The organism is Olleya sp. NP1-10 (genome assembly GCF_055804415.1).
The window spans coordinates 2,688,747-2,704,866 of the sequence record NZ_CM147840.1 but is presented as its reverse complement, the minus strand read 5'-3'; the positions used below and the strand labels follow the sequence as shown (position 1 = coordinate 2,704,866).

Below are 16,120 nucleotides of genomic sequence, written 5' to 3'. Positions count from 1 at the left end.
ATATAAAAGATCAAGTTTAATACTTGGTCTTTTTTGTATTTTAATAATACAAACGTGCAGTTAAACACAATAATTGATAATTTAATTAAATAAACGTGTAATCATCAGTAAAATATAGGTTATTCAGATATTAGCACTCTAAATAAGGTTAATTTAATGCATATTTAAAATGAACTTAAAGTTATGATTGTAATAAAAAAGAAAAATAATTGAATAAAAAAATTGAAGTTTCAATATTTGGCACTATACTTGTAAACTATTAAGTATTAATAAAATAAATTATATTACAATGAGTAGAGGTACAGTAAAATTTTTCAACGACACAAAAGGATTTGGTTTCATAACTGAAGAAGGAGTTGATAAAGACCATTTTGTACATATTTCTGGATTAATCGATGAGATTAGAGAAGGAGATGAGGTTGAATTCGATTTAAAAGAAGGAAACAAAGGATTAAATGCAGTAAACGTAAAAGTTATCTAATATATATCCATTACAATTAAAAAAGGCTACCTAAGAAGGTGGCCTTTTTTTGTGCCTAAACTTTAGTAATTATGTATTAATTACTACTTTGGAGGTCTAATTTGTAAAATGCAATTATTTTATACAACGAAGTAAGATTACATCTATCTTTAGACTATAAAACACCTAATATGGTATACAAATTATCAGTTTAAAAATCAATTTTAACCTGTAGCCATATTTCATGACCAGATAATAGAAAAATATTTTGGTAATAATTTACAATAACAAAACATTTACTTAAAAAACAAAATGAACAAAATGAACAAAATGAACAAAATGAAATTATTGATTGCTATTACAGCAATTTCATGTGGATTAAATGCACAAAACACAGATTTGAATAACAATACAGATTATATAAGAATACAAAAAAGTGGTGAATCTGATTTTTCTAGAGCATTTGGTATTAACTCATCTAATAATTTGTATATAGGCAGTGTAGAAAAAACTATAGGCAACATTTATTTCTTCAATAAAGGAGTGAATCATTTAATGACAATTAAACCAAACGGAAATATTGGAATAGGTACCACTACACCAGCTGCTAAGCTTCAACTTCATATAAATGGAAATGAAAGAGCTTTTAGAATTAAAAATGACCTTAATAATGCTCAGTTTAATTTTTGGACAAATGAGGTCAATAATAATAAACAATTAAGGATAGATGAAGATACAAATGGTAATAATATAGCAACCTTTTATCAAAATGGGAATGTTGGCATTGGAACAACTACTCCAGTGCATCAATTACATGTCTCTTCAAACACCAATACTAGAATACAAGCTGAAACAAAAAATTTAACCAACGTAGCTAGAGTAGCTGTTAAATCACCAACAATGGAGTGGGATTTTAGAACTGGGGATAATGATGACAGACTAGACATCACAGGAGTTAATTTGGGAAGACTAATTTCTATTACAAAAACAAAAAATGTTGGAATTGGAATAACAACACCATCTGAAAAATTAGATGTTAATGGTAATGCATATGTTAGAAAAAGTATTATTTGGGGACATCAAGGAAATTCTTCTTTAACAGAGGATCAAGGAGGAAGTATTAAACTAGGAGGACTTACTCCAAGCTCAACACCATATATAGATTTCTATAATGACCCAGCAAGTAGTTCAAAAGCTCGTTTTATTCTTACGAGTGATAATGTACTTACTTTGAGTAAAGTAAACTTTGGTATAGGAACAACTATAACAGGAGAACATAAATTAGCTGTGGAAGGTTCAATAGGAGCTAGAAAAATAAAAGTTGAAGCATATCCTAATTGGTCTGACTTTGTTTTTGAAAAAGAATACAATTTACCTAAGTTATCTGAAGTAGAAAATCACATTAATAAAAAAGGACATTTAAAAGGTATACCAAGCGCAGAAGAAGTTAAAAAAATGGATTTTTTTAGGAGAAATGGATTCTAAATTATTACAAAAAATAGAGGAACTGACACTCTATACTATTGAACAGCAGAAAGAAATTGAGATTCTGAGAAAGGATAAAGAAGAATTGAATTCAATAAACACGAAACTTATTGAATTACAAAAAAGACTAGAGAAATTAGAAAAAAATAAAGCCAACTAACCACACACCAAACCGTTACCTATAATTATGAAAAATAGTCCCTTAATTATTATTTTCATGACATTTGTTTCATTTTATTCATTTGGACAATATGACTCAAGTTACATAAACGAAACCCAATTTGAATCTGTTTTTCAAAATTTAGAATCAGGAAAATATCAAGGAACTATTAATGTAATTTTAATTGTTAAAGATTTTGACGACAAACAATCTCTATTAGATTTTCAAGGAAGTTTTGCTAAATTAGAAATAGAAAAAGACGAACACAAAGTGTACGATGTAAGTCGTAAAAAGTATAAAGGAAAAACAACAAGTGGAAAAACAGAAATAAAATACGAAACTTATGCTTATGCAAACTCCTTTGGAATTGAACTAAAAGGAGAATATTATTATTTAAACCTAATTGATGGTGCTTGTGATTTCATAATTAAAGGACTTGAATACTCTTAATATATCTGAAAAAAGTACTGAATATCTAATGCTACAATTTACAGAAGAAGTAAAACTAATGAATGATTACGATAATAAAATTAGAAAAACTATAAAGGTATTACCTAATTCAACTCTGATATTCGCTATAAGTAGAAACAAAAAACTATAGCTAACAATAGTAACCGTTGCACAAGACAATAAATTTTAAAAAATAAACTTCTATAATTGCCTTTTAAGGCGTTTTCTTTTTTTAATACACTTTATAAATGGTTATTTTAAGGTTACTTAAAAACAACTGTTCTGTCATAAGAGGTCTAATAATTAAACTCTTAATTACAAGTACCAATCAAAACACAAAATAAATTCAGGCAAAAAAAATACGTAGTTCTACGTATTGTACTTGCAGGCGGATTATTGTAGTTTAGCTTTTAATAATACAGCTATTGTAAAATGACTCTTATTTGATATAAGTTACAAAAAGTTGTCATAACAGGAAATAAACCCCAAAAACAACTATATTAGTTGTTATATAACTAGTTGTAGCTAATTTAACAAAACTCAAATGAAGAAGAAAAACAGACTTTCAAAATGGAAAAATAACGAAAAGTTCCCTTTGGTTTTTGAAAGTCCAACAGACCCTGATTTTGATAAATTTCTTGAAATAAAAAATAACAAAAATATTTCTGATGAAAAAGAATATTTGAGAACGAATTACGACTTAATGAAAATGACTCGAGAGTTGATTTTTGATATCAAAAAAGGAATTCCTATTTTTCATTATATCTGCCCAATGTTAGATACTAAAGAACTAGAATTATCATATCATCATCTAATAGATAGTGTAATTGATGGTAATAAAAAGGAAATAGAAAGTGCCGTTATTGATACACTTGGTCTTGCTACAGCTCTTGAAGTGCCAATTTACCCTAACAATGAAAAAGTTGAAAAAGAATTATCCAACTATTATCAGAAACTAATTGAAAACGGATTTACAGCACCTGATGAACAAGGAAATGATGTCAAAATAGTACCAGTCAATTCAAAAAAGATGGATGACTTTAAAATTGATATGCTTTCAAAAATAGATTTAACCAAATTTTGGTCACCTACAGATTTATTACTATTAAAACAATCGATTAAAGAAGAGTTCTTAAAATTAAATAACGCTCATCGGACTTTATCGATGTTAGAAATGGCAATTGAACAATTAGAAACTCTTTTAGATACTACAAAAAGAAATGAAAACAGTTTACAAAGTTGTATTACTAAGAACCCGATACTTCTTGGACTTGATTATGCTAAGATAATACCAAAACATAAATTAGGGTCTGAATTTGAAGTTGATTATGCTTTAGAAAAATTTAATGGTTTAGTTGACCTAATGGAAATTGAATCAAGTACTTTACCTGTTTTTACCAAACAAGGAAACCCTTCGAGTTATTTAGTACACGCTGAACAACAAGTAATTGATTGGCTAGATTGGATTGAAAAAAACAATTCCTATGCTCGTAATGGACTAGATGGTTTAATATCACCAAAAGGATTTGTAATAATTGGTAGAACTTCGACATTAACTGAAAAAACTAAGGGTAGTTTAATACGCAGAAATAAAGCATTTAATGGTACAATATCAATTCTTACTTATGATGATGTATTGTCAAAAGCAAAAAGTTTAAGAGAAATATTGAAAACAGAAAAAAACTAGCTACAACACCGTGTATAATTAATTGCTTTTTACGTGCTTACTTGCGAAAATTCCTGCGGAATTTTCTCTGGTCCGTTAAAGTTTGATAACTTAGTTGCCAAACCACGCAACTAACCATACACAAACACGTTAGCATTCAGCAGAACACTGAACTTTCCTGAAATAGGTTGACTAAAAATTAAGCAATTAATTACAGTCACTTATGAAAACACAAAATGAACACTGGCGAAAAAAAGCTACCAAAAAGCAACTTTAGAGACTAAACTTTTAGTCGTTGACCAAATACTTACAGGACAACTATCCAATAACCAAGCTTCAAAAAAATATGACATTCCTAGAACAACTATTTCCTATTGGTTAAGAAAATACAGTACTTAAGTGCAACAAAATACTGGCATGAGTAAAAACGATGAACTGCGAAGCCCATCACGAATACCTTTAAAAATAGAAAATAATGAGTAAATTAAAAGATTAAAGGAAAAGATTGAAGAACTTGAGTTTCAAAAAGACTTTCAACAAGACATTATCGCTGATATGGAACTTATTACAGGAGTCGATATGTCAAAAAAGTCATTACCCACTTGAGCGAAGCGGATGCATGAGTACCAATACATTTAATATAATCCACACGAATAAAACATTAGCAAAAGAGATAGAGCTAAAGAAAAAGGCACGTATAAAAGAAAGTGGCTTTATGGATGTTTTGGGGTTAGCAAACAAGCCTTCTACAAAAGACTCAAAGCTCAACGAAAACAAGAAATAGACCATCAAAAACTAATTAAATTGGTGAAAGACTACCGTAAAAAGGTAGGCTCGAAAACCGGTGGAATTAAGCTATATAAAGAACTTAAGCTAGACTTTATAAACGCTAATATTAAGATCGGAAGAGGCAAGTTCTATCGCTTCCTTAGACTAAATAACCTTTTGATTCCTAAAACTAAAAATTACATCACAACCACAAACTCTAACCACATGTACAAAAAATATAAAAACCTGGTCAAAGACCAAGTTCCTTCTCGACCAGAACAACTATGGGTAAGCGATATAACCTACATTAAAACCGAAAAAGGACACAACTACCTAGCATTAGTCACAGACGCCTATTCTAAACAGATTATGGGTTACAAACTTGATAATCATATGAGAACATCACTTTGCTCAGATGCACTCGCTATGGCCATTAAAAACAGAAAATACCCTAATCAAAAACTTATTCACCATTCAGATAGAGGTTTCCAATACTGCAACACCAAATACACGAAGTTTGCTGAAGATAATGGAATGACAATGAGTATGACTGAACAATACGATCCTTACGAAAATGCAGTAGCTGAACGAATTAATAGAACGTTGAAATACGAATACGGACTAAAACAAAACATTAAAAACACTGTATTAGCACAAAAAATGACACAACAAGCTGTCTATATTTATAACAATTTGAGAACCCATTTTAGCCTGAATCTCAGAAAACCTGCTGAAGTACATTTAAATCCTAATATCAAATACAAGTCGTATCGAAAAAATAAAGTAAATTTACATGAACTAACGATTTAAGAACCGAGAATTTTAACTAAAAAAGAGTCAACCTATATCAGTATAATACACAATGAATACTAAAGATATACTTGGAGAAAGAATTAAAGACATTCTTGTTTGGTCAAAAATGGAAGTTGGCGGACTTGACCAAGGACAAGTTTTCATTGAATTAAACAACGAAAAAACCATTTCGATACCTTGGGATTTTGAATCTGAAAATATTGAAACCAAACCTTTAGCTAAATCTCAAAGTTTAATACTGAAATCTAGCGATAAAATCAGAATTGAATCAACTGAATTTAATTTTCCAGAGGGCAAAACTTGGAAAGACGTAAGAGAAGATGTTAAAAGGAATCAAAACTCAACTTTATTCGGGCGACTAAAATATAAACTCGGAATTAAAAACGGAATTCCTAAAAAGTACACTTCCAAATCAACAGAAATAGTTGACAACGAAATGAAAAAGTTTCAGAATCTTAAAATCGTGGATTTCATAATGTTTGAGGACTATGATTCTAGAGGATTTTTGGAATTAGAAAATGGAAATATAATAACCGAAACACTAACTGCACCTCACGGAACTGGAATGGCAGGACTAAACATTTTTGAAAACATAAAAGACTTTGAGGAAAATTGTGGAACTGAATATAAACGATTAAAAAACAGCTACTAACACCGTGTATAATTAATTGCTTGTGACTTGCCTACGTGGAAATTCCTTCGGAATTTCCTCTCGTTCGGTTCATTTTTGCTAACTTAGTTGCCTAACCACGCAACGAAATCATACACGTATTCCAAGATCAAATCCTAATAAAAAAACATTTTTTTTAAGCTGCATATTGATCAAGAACCACATAAGGTGTTCCTCTCTTTACCACAGCAAAAGCTCTTGCTATTAATTTATTTCGAACATTGTTGACTGCAATCATAGTTTTTTTACCCTCACCTAATTTTCGTTTGTAATATAAACGCAACTCACTATCGTGTTGTATAGCTGATACTGCTGCCATACTCAATAGACTTTTCATTTTTCTATCTCCTAAATAATGACATTGTTTTCGTCTATGGATACTTGTTCCTGAGCGATGTTCATAGGGTGCGGTACCGCAATAACTTGAAAATGCTCGCCAATTATCAAAACGGGTAAAATTACCGGTGTGATATATTAATTGACATGCCACTACCAAACCTATTCCTTTTAAACTACTTAATAATTTATAGTTTGTATTCATCGATTCATTCGCTGATATAATTTCTTTTATTCGTGCTTCAACACTGGTTACTTGCTTGGTTAAATAGTCTATACTGCGTTTTAAACTAATACAACCTAAATCTGTTGTTGGGCTAGATAAAAGCATTTTCATTTCTTTTAAAGTCCCCTTAAGTCCTGCATTGTTTCTAACTATTTGGTCGCGCAAGGCTAACAATCTACCTAATTCTAATTGTGAATTACTCTTGACACTGCTTGGCGCTAACTCTTCTCTATATAGCCATGCGTATCGTGCGATTAGCTGAGCATCTAATTTATCCGTCTTTTCTTTAACTATTCCTGAAGAGCGCTTGATTTTTAAAGGGCTCTCTTCTACATAAACAATTGATTGATTACTTAAATAAAGGGCCAGTTTTAATGAGTAATAACCTGTATTCTCAAAACAATAAAATAAAGACCTTCCTTTTGCTTGCTTTAAAACCCATTTTATAAGACTTTTATAGCCTGTTAAATCATTTACAAACACTTTGTGTACTTCACTTTGATAACAATAAACATCTAATGTTTTCTTTGAAACATCGATTCCTACAACTTCTTCATAATTTTTCATATTTTTACAATTACAGTTAATAATTATGTTGCTTTAACTACTTCCTTTATCGGGAGATAATACTTCTAGTATTCCAAATGGTTCTTTGCAACTTTATAGAAAGAGAGGACTGGTACGTGTCATGGACCTAATATTCTAAAACACGTTGTAGTTCTCCTCTTTTTCTATCTAAATATAATTTATTACAAACTAAAGAAACACGTTGTAAACAATGCCGAAACAAACTAAATACATATTAAAAAGTTTATTATTTATGTTTTTGATTATAGTGTTAGCCTGTAATGAAAATCATAAATCTGATAATAAAAAATTTATTGCCGAAAAGAGCAAATCTTACTTTGAGCTTCATTTTGCTGATACAGTTCAAATTAATAGAACATATCGTGGTTTGCTATTCTATAACAGTAGTAGTACAATAGATTCTATTACAGACAAATTAGAACACGAAAAAGACACAATTAGAATATTAACTTTTTATTTAAAAAACTCTAAAACTGCTATAAAAGATTCCGCTGACTTGATTATAAATAACCCCAAATCTAAATTGTTTATGTCTGATATACCTGATTCAATATATTATGAATATAAATTTAAAGAAACTGGACATCAATATCTAGAAGGTGTACTTCAAGATGAAATAACATATGCGACATTTGATGAGGAATATCCCGTAAACGTTACAACAGAAACCATTCATATTAGTTGTCCGATTTATGTGACAGACAATATGAACTTCAAAAATAAATTAGGAAGTATTATTAGAAAATCAGAGAATGGAACAACTGAAAGTTTATTTTACAATTTGAATGAATAATTATTAAAAGCACTGTTTACAACACCGTATAAAATTAAGTGCTAGTTTTAGCTTGTTTACGAAAATCCCTTCGGATTTTCTAGTTAGTATTTATTTACTAATTTAGTTGCTTAACCACGCACCTAACCTTATACATAAACGTTGTACTTCATACCTAAAAACCAAAAGATTAATGCGAAACATACTTGAATTAAATGGAATAGAAGCTAGAGAATTCCTATTAAAAGAAGAGTCGTATTTAAGTCTTGATTTACCATCATATTTTTCTTTTCAAAATCTACTCAACAAAATAGACAAGAAGTTAGATGGAAAAAAATTATCAGATTTTCGCACCGTAAACCCTAGAGATTTTGATGATGTAAATTATCAATTACTAACAAACAAAGATGGAAAATTCGCTTGGAGGCCTTTTAAGTTAATTCATCCGGCAATATATGTTTCATTAATACATAATATAACAGAGGAAAGTAACTGGCAAGTAATTAAAAATAGGTTTAACCATTTTGGTCAAAATAAAAAAATTGAATGTCATAGTTTACCAATTATTTCAGAAGATAAAAGTGAACCAAATAAAAATTACCAAATACTTCACTGGTGGCAAAAAATCGAACAAGAATCTATTATTATGTCGCTTGATTACAAATATGAATTACAAACTGACATTACGGACTGTTACGGCTCTATCTATACACATTCAATTTCTTGGGCACTTCATACCAAAGTAGAAGCAAAAAAAGAGAAAACCGTAATAACAATTCATTTATAGGTGTTTCCATTGACAATCATTTACAAGATATGAGCTTTGGACAAACTAATGGAATACCACAAGGAAGTATTGCTATGGATTTCATAGCAGAAATAGTTTTGGGATATATTGACACATTACTTTCTGACAAGCTTTCTGATTTAGAAATTGAAAACTATAAAATTCTGAGGTATAGAGATGATTACAGAATTTTCACAAATAACCCTTTTGAAGCGGAACAAATAACAAAAATACTATCTGAAATATTGCCTGATTTTGGTATGAGACTAAGTCCCGAAAAAACTAAAGCTTCTGATAATATAATTAAAAACTCAATTAAGGCTGACAAAAGATATTGGATAGCCAATAAAAGAAAAACAGAAAGCAAACAAAAATGGTTAATCCAATTGTTTTTACTCTCAGAACAGTTTCTAAATTCAGGAACATTAGATACTCAAATGAAAGAATTTTTGAAATTTTTAAAAAAGAGTAAAAGAACAGATTTCAATATTGAAACTCTGATAAGTATAGTCACAGACATTGCATTTAGGAATCCTCGTGTATCATCTACATCAATTGCAATATTAAGTTTACTAATTAAGCAAATCGAAAGTTCTGATGAAAAAAAGCAATTCTTTTAAGAATAAAATCCAAGTTCTCATTAATTCCCAATTCTGCCTTTCTAAAAGTTTGGTTACAAAGATTATATTTAAAAATTGATGACACCATTGAGTATGATGAAATACTTTGTAAAAAAGTTCTGGATGAAAAACAAAAAATATGGAATACTGAATGGTTAAATCCTTCTCTAAAAAAGTTGATTAACACTACACCGATTGTCAAACACGAAAAATTGATTAAAATTAAAGATGTTGTTTCTAAAAAGGAAATAAAAACAATTTTAAGAAGGGAACAACAACACTCGCTATAAGTACGAAAGTACAACAATGTATAAAAAAACATAGGGCATTTGTGGGTTAACCGAAAGTCTGTGCTTGTTTACAAAGTCCGCTAAATATAAAATTTGGCGTTTATTTTAGAAAAGATAAAAGCAAAATATTTATATTTAGCTATGTAATAAATCGAAACGATAGTGCTTATCAACTGCCCTACGTTTCTTATACTGAACGTTAGCGATAATTGAATGAAAGAGTTAAAAGATATAGAACTTAGTAAATTCTTGAGTTTGATTTTACGACATTCTCCAGGAACGATAGACATAAGCTTGGATAAGTTTGGGTTTATCGAGATGGATACTCTGATTATTAATGCTAATAAGCACGGTTATTTGGTAGAGAAAGAACAACTGCTTAAAGTGGTTGAAAACAGTACAAAAAAAGATTCAAAATAGACTCTACAGGCAAAAAAATAAAAGCCAATCAAGGCCATTCATTCTCTGTAGATTTAAATTTGAAACCAGTAAAACCTCCAAAATTTCTATATCATGGAACTCGGGAAGGATATAAATCTAAAATTGAACAAGAAGGATTAAAGAAAATTAAAAGGACTCATGTCCACATGAATTCCAATTATTTGAAATCCTATATTACTGGAGGCAGAAGTAGTAAAATTTCAATTGTTTTTCAAATTGACTCAGAAAGCATGTATGAAGACGGCTTTGATTTTCTACATACTGAAAATGATGTTTGGCTTACGGAATATGTGCCTCAGAAATATCTTGAGAGTCTTTCAATTGAAACATACATTAAAAACCCATTATGTATTCAGATTAACAAGAAACTGACATATACAAAATTAGTGGATGCAAGCTATGATATCCCATCAGAGTCATCAATAGGAATGAATTTAAGTCGTGTCTACTGCTACATATGCGGAAGGGATAATGCGAGTTACAGATTTGAATCTAAAAAAATAATTTGTACAGAATTAAGTTATGAAAGAAATACTATGCAATATACCCTAGAATGTATTTCAGATCAAATGAAAATCGTTCAGGACGAAAAATTTATTGAAGTATGTCGATCAAGTAAATTAACAATTCCTACAAAGGAATTAAATCAATTCAAGCAACAAATAGAAAACCGAAAACTTGAGGGAAACTTGGATTTCGAGGGAACTGGTTTAAGGTTCGAATGTCCCAATTGCAATCATGAAAATCGAGTGTTTAATATCGTAAGAATTGGAGAAGAAATAGGATGTAGCAATTGCAACAAGCCTATTCTTAAAACGGAAAATAAAGTCAAAATCGAAATAAATATCGCTAACAATGGGTATAGTGCATAGCACCCTTCGGGATGCTACGATACCATACCCGAAACGTTATATATAATGTGATCAACGAATTCTGAAAACACAATTTAAACATTAAAATAAGAAAATTATGAGGAAAATATTTATTACAGTAGGTCTAATTTTTGCACTAGGAATGAGTAGCTATGCGCAAGAAGAAATAAAAAACGAAAATGAATTAACCTATTTTGCAGATGAATTAGTCAAACTTGACTCTGATAAAGAAACAATTACTCTTATTGGAAATGCGAATCTAAAAACTAGTGTGTTTGAATTTGTGAATGCTGAGAAAATTGTTATTGACAAAAAGACTCAAGAAGTATTAGTATTTGGAGCTTTTAAAGTTAATCTAAATGGAGGAACAATAAGTCAAGAACCTGAATTGAAAAAGCATCAATTAAGATATAAAATAGGAGAGAATATTGCGTACGTAGAATAAAACACTACATACAACACTGTATAGAATTAATTGCTTGGCTTGGGCTTATCTGGAGTATTCCTTCGGAACATTCTCAGACTCGGTTTTGTTTGCTAAATTAGTTGCTTACACACGCAACGTATCATATACAGAACCGTTACAAATAATTAAAAACTAAAACTTACGAAATGAAAAAAATTAAAATATTATTTGGAATCTTAATCGGTTTATCAATTTTATCTTGTTCATCCGATGATAGCAATGAGAATACACAATTAACTATGTCTGAATTATTAAGTCAAAATAGTCCTTGGATTTTTGACAATTATGAAATGTTAAATATAATTGATGCTGGGAATTCTGATTTTACAGAGACAGAAATAGAAGAAGAAACTAACTCTTTTTATAACGGACAAGTTTTAACTTTCAACGCAGATGGAACCGGATCTTCTGTATTTCCAGCTGATGAAAATGATACTTGGAACTGGGAAATAATTAATGAAAACCAACTAGAGTTAACATTTGATGGAGGAAATTCAAGCATTATAGAAAATATTATTGTTACTAATTCTCAATTAATAATTCAAATTGAAAGTGTAACATATGATGAAAGCGTTATGTATGAAGTAGTACATAATGGGAATTATATTTACGAATAATAACTGTTTGTAACACAGTATATAATTCATTGCTAGTTATAGCCTACTTATAAAAATCCTCGCGGACTTTCTATCTGTAATTTATTTGCTAAATTTAGTGCTCAAACCAAGCAACGAAATCTGATAAGAGACGTTATGCCTAATCAAGGAAAATATTTAAAATAGAATTACTTGATTCTATTAGCTAAACGAGGGATTCATTTAATAGTTAAAAAAATAATTTACTTCAAACATAGATTACAAATATGTTTGAAGTAAATTTTTAACTATTAAAACGTATATTTTATTTCAATAACGCTCATTACACCTTCAACAATTGTTGACCACTGACCAGTAAATTCTGCACCATAAGACGCTGCAATTGCAGGTCCAAATTTTTGTGCATCCTCATTGCTCCATAATGGACCAGCTAGTACATTCGTTTTATACTCGTTAGTACCAGAATTTTTAGTGTTTAATTCAACTTCAACAACGCTCATTTGATTTTCAACGACTGTTGTCCATTGACCTGTGAATTTTCCTTGGTGTGCTGCTGCTACTTTTGGTCCAGTTACTTGAGCTTCGTCGTTACTAAATAATGGTCCTGCTGGAATGTTTACTTTAAAATTTGACATAATTAATTTTTTTATAAAATTTGTCTTACTCTATTTAAAACAGGCTTTTCAGATTTCGCCTTTGTAATAAAAATGATAGTAGCTACTCAATCGAATAATTTTAATTACATCACAAATATCCGATGATATTAGAATATATTTTAGAGTATAAATACTCTAGTTATAAAATTAAGTATTTATACTTAGCACAAGTGTTTCTAATATTTGATAATCCAAAATTGAGGAATTAATGACTTTGATTATGAAAAAAAGTTATGATAGCTTGATATTTATACATGATTGAACTAATTCTAGCTAAAAAAAAGGCACAACAAAATATAAACGTAATAGCAGTTTAATACTTCAGTACAAGTTTGTATCTTTATAAAAGCGTGGTAATAATTTAAATTCTGCGACTACACTTGTACATATAAACACAGTATTAATAACTACATAATAATTATGAGAAAAATAAATTTGATGTTAATCCCTATTGCTTTTACAGTATTACTTTCTTGTAATAGTGATGACGATAATGACGTTATACCAGAGGGTCAAGAGTTAAATGAATTAATTATAGGAGAATGGAATTTTTCTTATCAAACAATCAATGGAGTTAATGAAGAATATTCTGATCCTTGTCATCAAGAATTTGAAATTTTAAGCTTTGAAAATGACAACACATATACTCAAACTGAGTTTGAAAATCTTAATGGAAGTGGATGTGAAGAAGTAGATCCTACCACTGGAACTTGGGTAATAAATGAAAATGAGCTTAGTTTAAATGGACAAATAGTTGAAATCTTAGATTTAACAGCAACTGAACTCTCTATTACTTATACTGACGATAATGAAGTTATTATAGATCATCTTACAAAGGTGGAGTAAAACAGTTTATACTTATATTTTAAGAATTGAACGAGATCAAAACTAATAACAAAAAAAGTCAACTTATATCAGTAGAATAAACTAAACTAATATAATAATATGAAAGTTCAGCATTTAACAGATTCTATATGGATAATTGAAAATTTCCTGACTCAAATTGAATGTAATGAGCTGATTATATTTAGCGAACAAAAAGGTTATGAAGAAGCGACAGTTAGCTTAAAATCTGGCGCAAAAATGATGAAAGGAGTACGAAATAATTATCGATTAATCCACTCTGATTCAAATTTAGCAGATAAATATTGGAAGAAATTAAATCAATTTTGTCCAAAGAAAATTGAAGACAATAATGCTGTTGGACTAAACGAACAATTTAGATTCTATAAATATGAATCAGAACAAAGGTTTAAAAAACATATTGACGGACGCTTTGAAAGAAATGAATTTGAAGAAAGCCGAATAACTTTTATGATTTACCTAAATGACGACTATATTGGAGGAGAAACTAAATTTAATAACGTAACTATTAATCCAAAAACTGGAACTGCATTATGTTTTATCCATGAACAAAAACACGAAGGAGCACCAGTAATAGAAGGAGAAAAATTTGTATTAAGATCAGATGTTATGTATCGAAAAATCACAACAAAACACTATGCTTAAAACAAGGAAAAACTGATTTAGGTATAACCAAGTTTCTTCAGTAAAAATCATAATATATTAATCCTTATCTAGACTACTAATATTGCAGCTTTTGCACTTTTATTTGGCTACTAAGGGTTCATAAATTACTTGACAAACCTTACTATTTTTGCACACATTTAAATAGACTGCTTACAATCTAGTTTTTTTGAGAATTTAACTGTTTTTCCAAAAGGTTCTGTAAAGTTTGACAATGCGCTTTTGATGAGAGATATTGAACACGAGTGGATTGGATTAGAAAAAATATAGAACTATCACATGAAATTAAGTCATTCATTTAGCGGAGCTTTAAGAACATTTGCATATTTCATTGCAAGCGGAACTCATTATCAATTAGACGGAATTGAATATTTGGATTTATTTGGAGAAGAACCAAGTGCAATTGAACAAGCTTTTGCAATATTTGCTAACGTCATTGAATTAGACGATTATGGAAACGTCCTGAATGCAAAATATGCCGAAAAAAGAGCTATAGATTATATTCGCTCTTACTGTGACTCTAAATATCAAGTTAAACCACCTTATGAAGATTGGGAAACAGAATTACATTCTGCGCCACCAATAAAAGACAGAATTTAAATGACTAACGAAGTAGCAGAAAGTATTGTAGAAAGTATTCTTGAATGCAGACAAAAAGATATTAATGATGAAAAATTGATTGTTAAAGAATTAATGACCAAGTTTAACGGAAATGAAGATGATTTTTATTGGGCAATTGAAATGATGAATACAGGTAGTTTTAGAGCATCTATAATGAGTTCAGGTAATTCTTATCCTAAATCAAACATAAAAATTGAGGATCATCCCATATTAAAAGTTGCATTTAAAAAGTGCTGGATTGACTTAAAAGGAGAAGACCATTTCATTAAAAATTATGAAAAAAGTAAAAAATGGTGGAACATATTCTAACAAAAACTCCTACCAACAAAGTTCTGTGGTTAAAAATAAGTAAAAAACTAACCAAGGTATAACTAAATTTCTCCTGTAAAAATCATAATAGATTAATCCTTATGTAGATCACTAATATTACAACTTTTGCACTTTCCCTTGGCTGCTAATCGTTCATAAACTACTCGACAAGATCTGTTTTATTATAAGCATTAAACTTTCCATTTAAATAACACAAATAATACCGTTTAAAATCACTATTAAACCCAAAATTCAATTCTATTTTGATATATCATCAAAATTCATGTTAAGCAATTGTAAATTAAGTACTTACAAGATGTTTACAAGATATTTTAATATAGGTTATAGCGTGGTTATAGTATGGTTATAGCGTAGTTATAACGTGATTATAGCATAGTTATAGTAAGATTAAAACAATATTGTAGCATAGTAATAACTAGATAGTTAGGACTAAGCGTAATAAAAGGCTAAATAAGTCAAGACTATAAGGTTAAGGCATGTACAATGTATTACTGGTTATAATTAATTTGTAAAAGCCCTC

At 29.5% G+C, this 16,120-nt stretch carries 18 protein-coding genes and 1 pseudogene; 17 read left to right on the top strand and 2 right to left on the bottom strand.

Going from position 1 to position 16,120, the window contains the following annotated elements:
- Positions 1–289: 289 nt before the first annotated feature.
- The 7 genes from AC0L4B_RS12640 (at position 290) to AC0L4B_RS12610 (ending at position 6,454) form a co-directional block, all read left to right on the top strand.
- On the top strand, positions 290–481 hold the full coding sequence (locus AC0L4B_RS12640; RefSeq protein ID WP_028289761.1) for a cold-shock protein: 192 nt from the start codon (positions 290–292) through the stop codon (positions 479–481).
- Positions 482–799: 318 nt separating this feature from the next.
- Positions 800–1,945, top strand: coding sequence for a hypothetical protein (locus AC0L4B_RS12635; protein WP_473437241.1), 1,146 nt, complete (start codon positions 800–802; stop codon positions 1,943–1,945).
- Entirely contained in the window at positions 1,935–2,105 is a 171-nt protein-coding gene (locus AC0L4B_RS12630) for a hypothetical protein (protein WP_473437240.1), read from the top strand. Before AC0L4B_RS12635 ends, AC0L4B_RS12630 begins: the two co-directional genes overlap by 11 nt.
- A gap of 27 nt (positions 2,106–2,132) precedes the next feature.
- The gene (locus AC0L4B_RS12625; protein ID WP_473437239.1) at positions 2,133–2,555 is read left to right on the top strand and encodes a hypothetical protein; all 423 of its coding nucleotides are present in this window, start codon (positions 2,133–2,135) and stop codon (positions 2,553–2,555) included.
- Between the two features lie 544 nt (positions 2,556–3,099).
- Complete coding sequence (locus tag AC0L4B_RS12620) at positions 3,100–4,242, top strand: Shedu anti-phage system protein SduA domain-containing protein (protein WP_473437238.1); 1,143 nt, start codon at positions 3,100–3,102, stop codon at positions 4,240–4,242.
- Between the two features lie 639 nt (positions 4,243–4,881).
- Positions 4,882–5,799: an IS3 family transposase gene (locus AC0L4B_RS12615; RefSeq protein ID WP_473439444.1), complete on the top strand. Its 918-nt coding sequence runs from the start codon at positions 4,882–4,884 to the stop codon at positions 5,797–5,799.
- Between the two features lie 52 nt (positions 5,800–5,851).
- Complete coding sequence (locus tag AC0L4B_RS12610; RefSeq protein WP_473437237.1) at positions 5,852–6,454, top strand: hypothetical protein; 603 nt, start codon at positions 5,852–5,854, stop codon at positions 6,452–6,454.
- A 154-nt stretch (positions 6,455–6,608) separates the two neighbouring features.
- Here AC0L4B_RS12610 and AC0L4B_RS12605 read toward each other — a convergent pair whose 3' ends face one another.
- On the bottom strand, positions 6,609–7,601 hold the full coding sequence (locus AC0L4B_RS12605; RefSeq protein WP_473437236.1) for an IS110 family RNA-guided transposase: 993 nt from the start codon (positions 7,599–7,601) through the stop codon (positions 6,609–6,611).
- Positions 7,602–7,812: 211 nt separating this feature from the next.
- Here AC0L4B_RS12605 and AC0L4B_RS12600 point away from each other — a divergent pair, with 211 nt between their 5' ends.
- The 6 genes and pseudogenes from AC0L4B_RS12600 to AC0L4B_RS12575 all read left to right on the top strand — a co-directional run bounded on the left by AC0L4B_RS12600 (position 7,813) and on the right by AC0L4B_RS12575 (position 12,487).
- Positions 7,813–8,415 carry a hypothetical protein gene (locus AC0L4B_RS12600; RefSeq protein WP_473437235.1) on the top strand — a complete coding sequence of 201 codons (603 nt, stop codon included), beginning with the start codon at positions 7,813–7,815 and terminating at the stop codon, positions 8,413–8,415.
- A 172-nt stretch (positions 8,416–8,587) separates the two neighbouring features.
- Positions 8,588–9,181: a hypothetical protein gene (locus AC0L4B_RS12595; protein WP_473437234.1), complete on the top strand. Its 594-nt coding sequence runs from the start codon at positions 8,588–8,590 to the stop codon at positions 9,179–9,181.
- On the top strand, positions 9,118–9,801 hold the full coding sequence (locus AC0L4B_RS12590; RefSeq protein WP_473437233.1) for an RNA-directed DNA polymerase: 684 nt from the start codon (positions 9,118–9,120) through the stop codon (positions 9,799–9,801). The genes AC0L4B_RS12595 and AC0L4B_RS12590 overlap by 64 nt, the downstream gene beginning before the upstream one ends.
- A gap of 503 nt (positions 9,802–10,304) precedes the next feature.
- Positions 10,305–11,404: pseudogene (locus AC0L4B_RS12585) on the top strand (RNA 2'-phosphotransferase).
- A gap of 97 nt (positions 11,405–11,501) precedes the next feature.
- The gene (locus AC0L4B_RS12580) at positions 11,502–11,849 is read left to right on the top strand and encodes a hypothetical protein (protein WP_473437232.1); all 348 of its coding nucleotides are present in this window, start codon (positions 11,502–11,504) and stop codon (positions 11,847–11,849) included.
- Positions 11,850–12,109: 260 nt separating this feature from the next.
- Positions 12,110–12,487, top strand: coding sequence for a hypothetical protein (locus AC0L4B_RS12575; protein WP_473437231.1), 378 nt, complete (start codon positions 12,110–12,112; stop codon positions 12,485–12,487).
- 269 nt (positions 12,488–12,756) lie between these two features.
- On the opposite strand, the gene AC0L4B_RS12570 is transcribed toward AC0L4B_RS12575, so the two are convergent.
- Positions 12,757–13,101 carry a mannan-binding lectin gene (locus AC0L4B_RS12570; protein ID WP_473437230.1) on the bottom strand — a complete coding sequence of 115 codons (345 nt, stop codon included), beginning with the start codon at positions 13,099–13,101 and terminating at the stop codon, positions 12,757–12,759.
- Between the two features lie 441 nt (positions 13,102–13,542).
- Between AC0L4B_RS12570 and AC0L4B_RS12565 the strand changes: the two genes are divergently transcribed.
- The 4 genes from AC0L4B_RS12565 (at position 13,543) to AC0L4B_RS12550 (ending at position 15,579) form a co-directional block, all read left to right on the top strand.
- The gene (locus AC0L4B_RS12565; protein WP_473437229.1) at positions 13,543–13,968 is read left to right on the top strand and encodes a lipocalin-like domain-containing protein; all 426 of its coding nucleotides are present in this window, start codon (positions 13,543–13,545) and stop codon (positions 13,966–13,968) included.
- A gap of 99 nt (positions 13,969–14,067) precedes the next feature.
- A complete protein-coding gene (locus AC0L4B_RS12560) occupies positions 14,068–14,631 on the top strand; it encodes a 2OG-Fe(II) oxygenase (protein WP_473437228.1) in 564 nt (187 codons plus the stop codon).
- 297 nt (positions 14,632–14,928) lie between these two features.
- On the top strand, positions 14,929–15,249 hold the full coding sequence (locus tag AC0L4B_RS12555; RefSeq protein WP_473437227.1) for a DUF7677 family protein: 321 nt from the start codon (positions 14,929–14,931) through the stop codon (positions 15,247–15,249).
- Positions 15,250–15,579 (top strand): hypothetical protein, encoded by a 330-nt coding sequence (locus AC0L4B_RS12550; RefSeq protein ID WP_473437226.1) that lies wholly within the window; start codon positions 15,250–15,252, stop codon positions 15,577–15,579.
- Positions 15,580–16,120 lie beyond the last annotated feature (541 nt).

Excerpts from the sequence above, each read along its gene's own strand:
- AC0L4B_RS12640 (WP_028289761.1), top strand. The coding sequence starts at position 290 with ATGAGTAGAGGTACAGTAAAATTTTTCAACGACACAAAAGGATTTGGT.
- AC0L4B_RS12635 (WP_473437241.1), top strand. The coding sequence starts at position 800 with ATGAAATTATTGATTGCTATTACAGCAATTTCATGTGGATTAAATGCA.
- AC0L4B_RS12630 (WP_473437240.1), top strand. The coding sequence starts at position 1,935 with ATGGATTCTAAATTATTACAAAAAATAGAGGAACTGACACTCTATACT.
- AC0L4B_RS12625 (WP_473437239.1), top strand. The coding sequence starts at position 2,133 with ATGAAAAATAGTCCCTTAATTATTATTTTCATGACATTTGTTTCATTT.
- AC0L4B_RS12620 (WP_473437238.1), top strand. The coding sequence starts at position 3,100 with ATGAAGAAGAAAAACAGACTTTCAAAATGGAAAAATAACGAAAAGTTC.
- AC0L4B_RS12610 (WP_473437237.1), top strand. The coding sequence starts at position 5,852 with ATGAATACTAAAGATATACTTGGAGAAAGAATTAAAGACATTCTTGTT.
- AC0L4B_RS12605 (WP_473437236.1), bottom strand. The coding sequence starts at position 7,601 with ATGAAAAATTATGAAGAAGTTGTAGGAATCGATGTTTCAAAGAAAACA.
- AC0L4B_RS12600 (WP_473437235.1), top strand. The coding sequence starts at position 7,813 with ATGCCGAAACAAACTAAATACATATTAAAAAGTTTATTATTTATGTTT.
- AC0L4B_RS12595 (WP_473437234.1), top strand. The coding sequence starts at position 8,588 with ATGCGAAACATACTTGAATTAAATGGAATAGAAGCTAGAGAATTCCTA.
- AC0L4B_RS12580 (WP_473437232.1), top strand. The coding sequence starts at position 11,502 with ATGAGGAAAATATTTATTACAGTAGGTCTAATTTTTGCACTAGGAATG.
- AC0L4B_RS12575 (WP_473437231.1), top strand. The coding sequence starts at position 12,110 with ATGTCTGAATTATTAAGTCAAAATAGTCCTTGGATTTTTGACAATTAT.
- AC0L4B_RS12570 (WP_473437230.1), bottom strand. The coding sequence starts at position 13,101 with ATGTCAAATTTTAAAGTAAACATTCCAGCAGGACCATTATTTAGTAAC.
- AC0L4B_RS12565 (WP_473437229.1), top strand. The coding sequence starts at position 13,543 with ATGAGAAAAATAAATTTGATGTTAATCCCTATTGCTTTTACAGTATTA.
- AC0L4B_RS12560 (WP_473437228.1), top strand. The coding sequence starts at position 14,068 with ATGAAAGTTCAGCATTTAACAGATTCTATATGGATAATTGAAAATTTC.
- AC0L4B_RS12555 (WP_473437227.1), top strand. The coding sequence starts at position 14,929 with ATGAAATTAAGTCATTCATTTAGCGGAGCTTTAAGAACATTTGCATAT.
- AC0L4B_RS12550 (WP_473437226.1), top strand. The coding sequence starts at position 15,250 with ATGACTAACGAAGTAGCAGAAAGTATTGTAGAAAGTATTCTTGAATGC.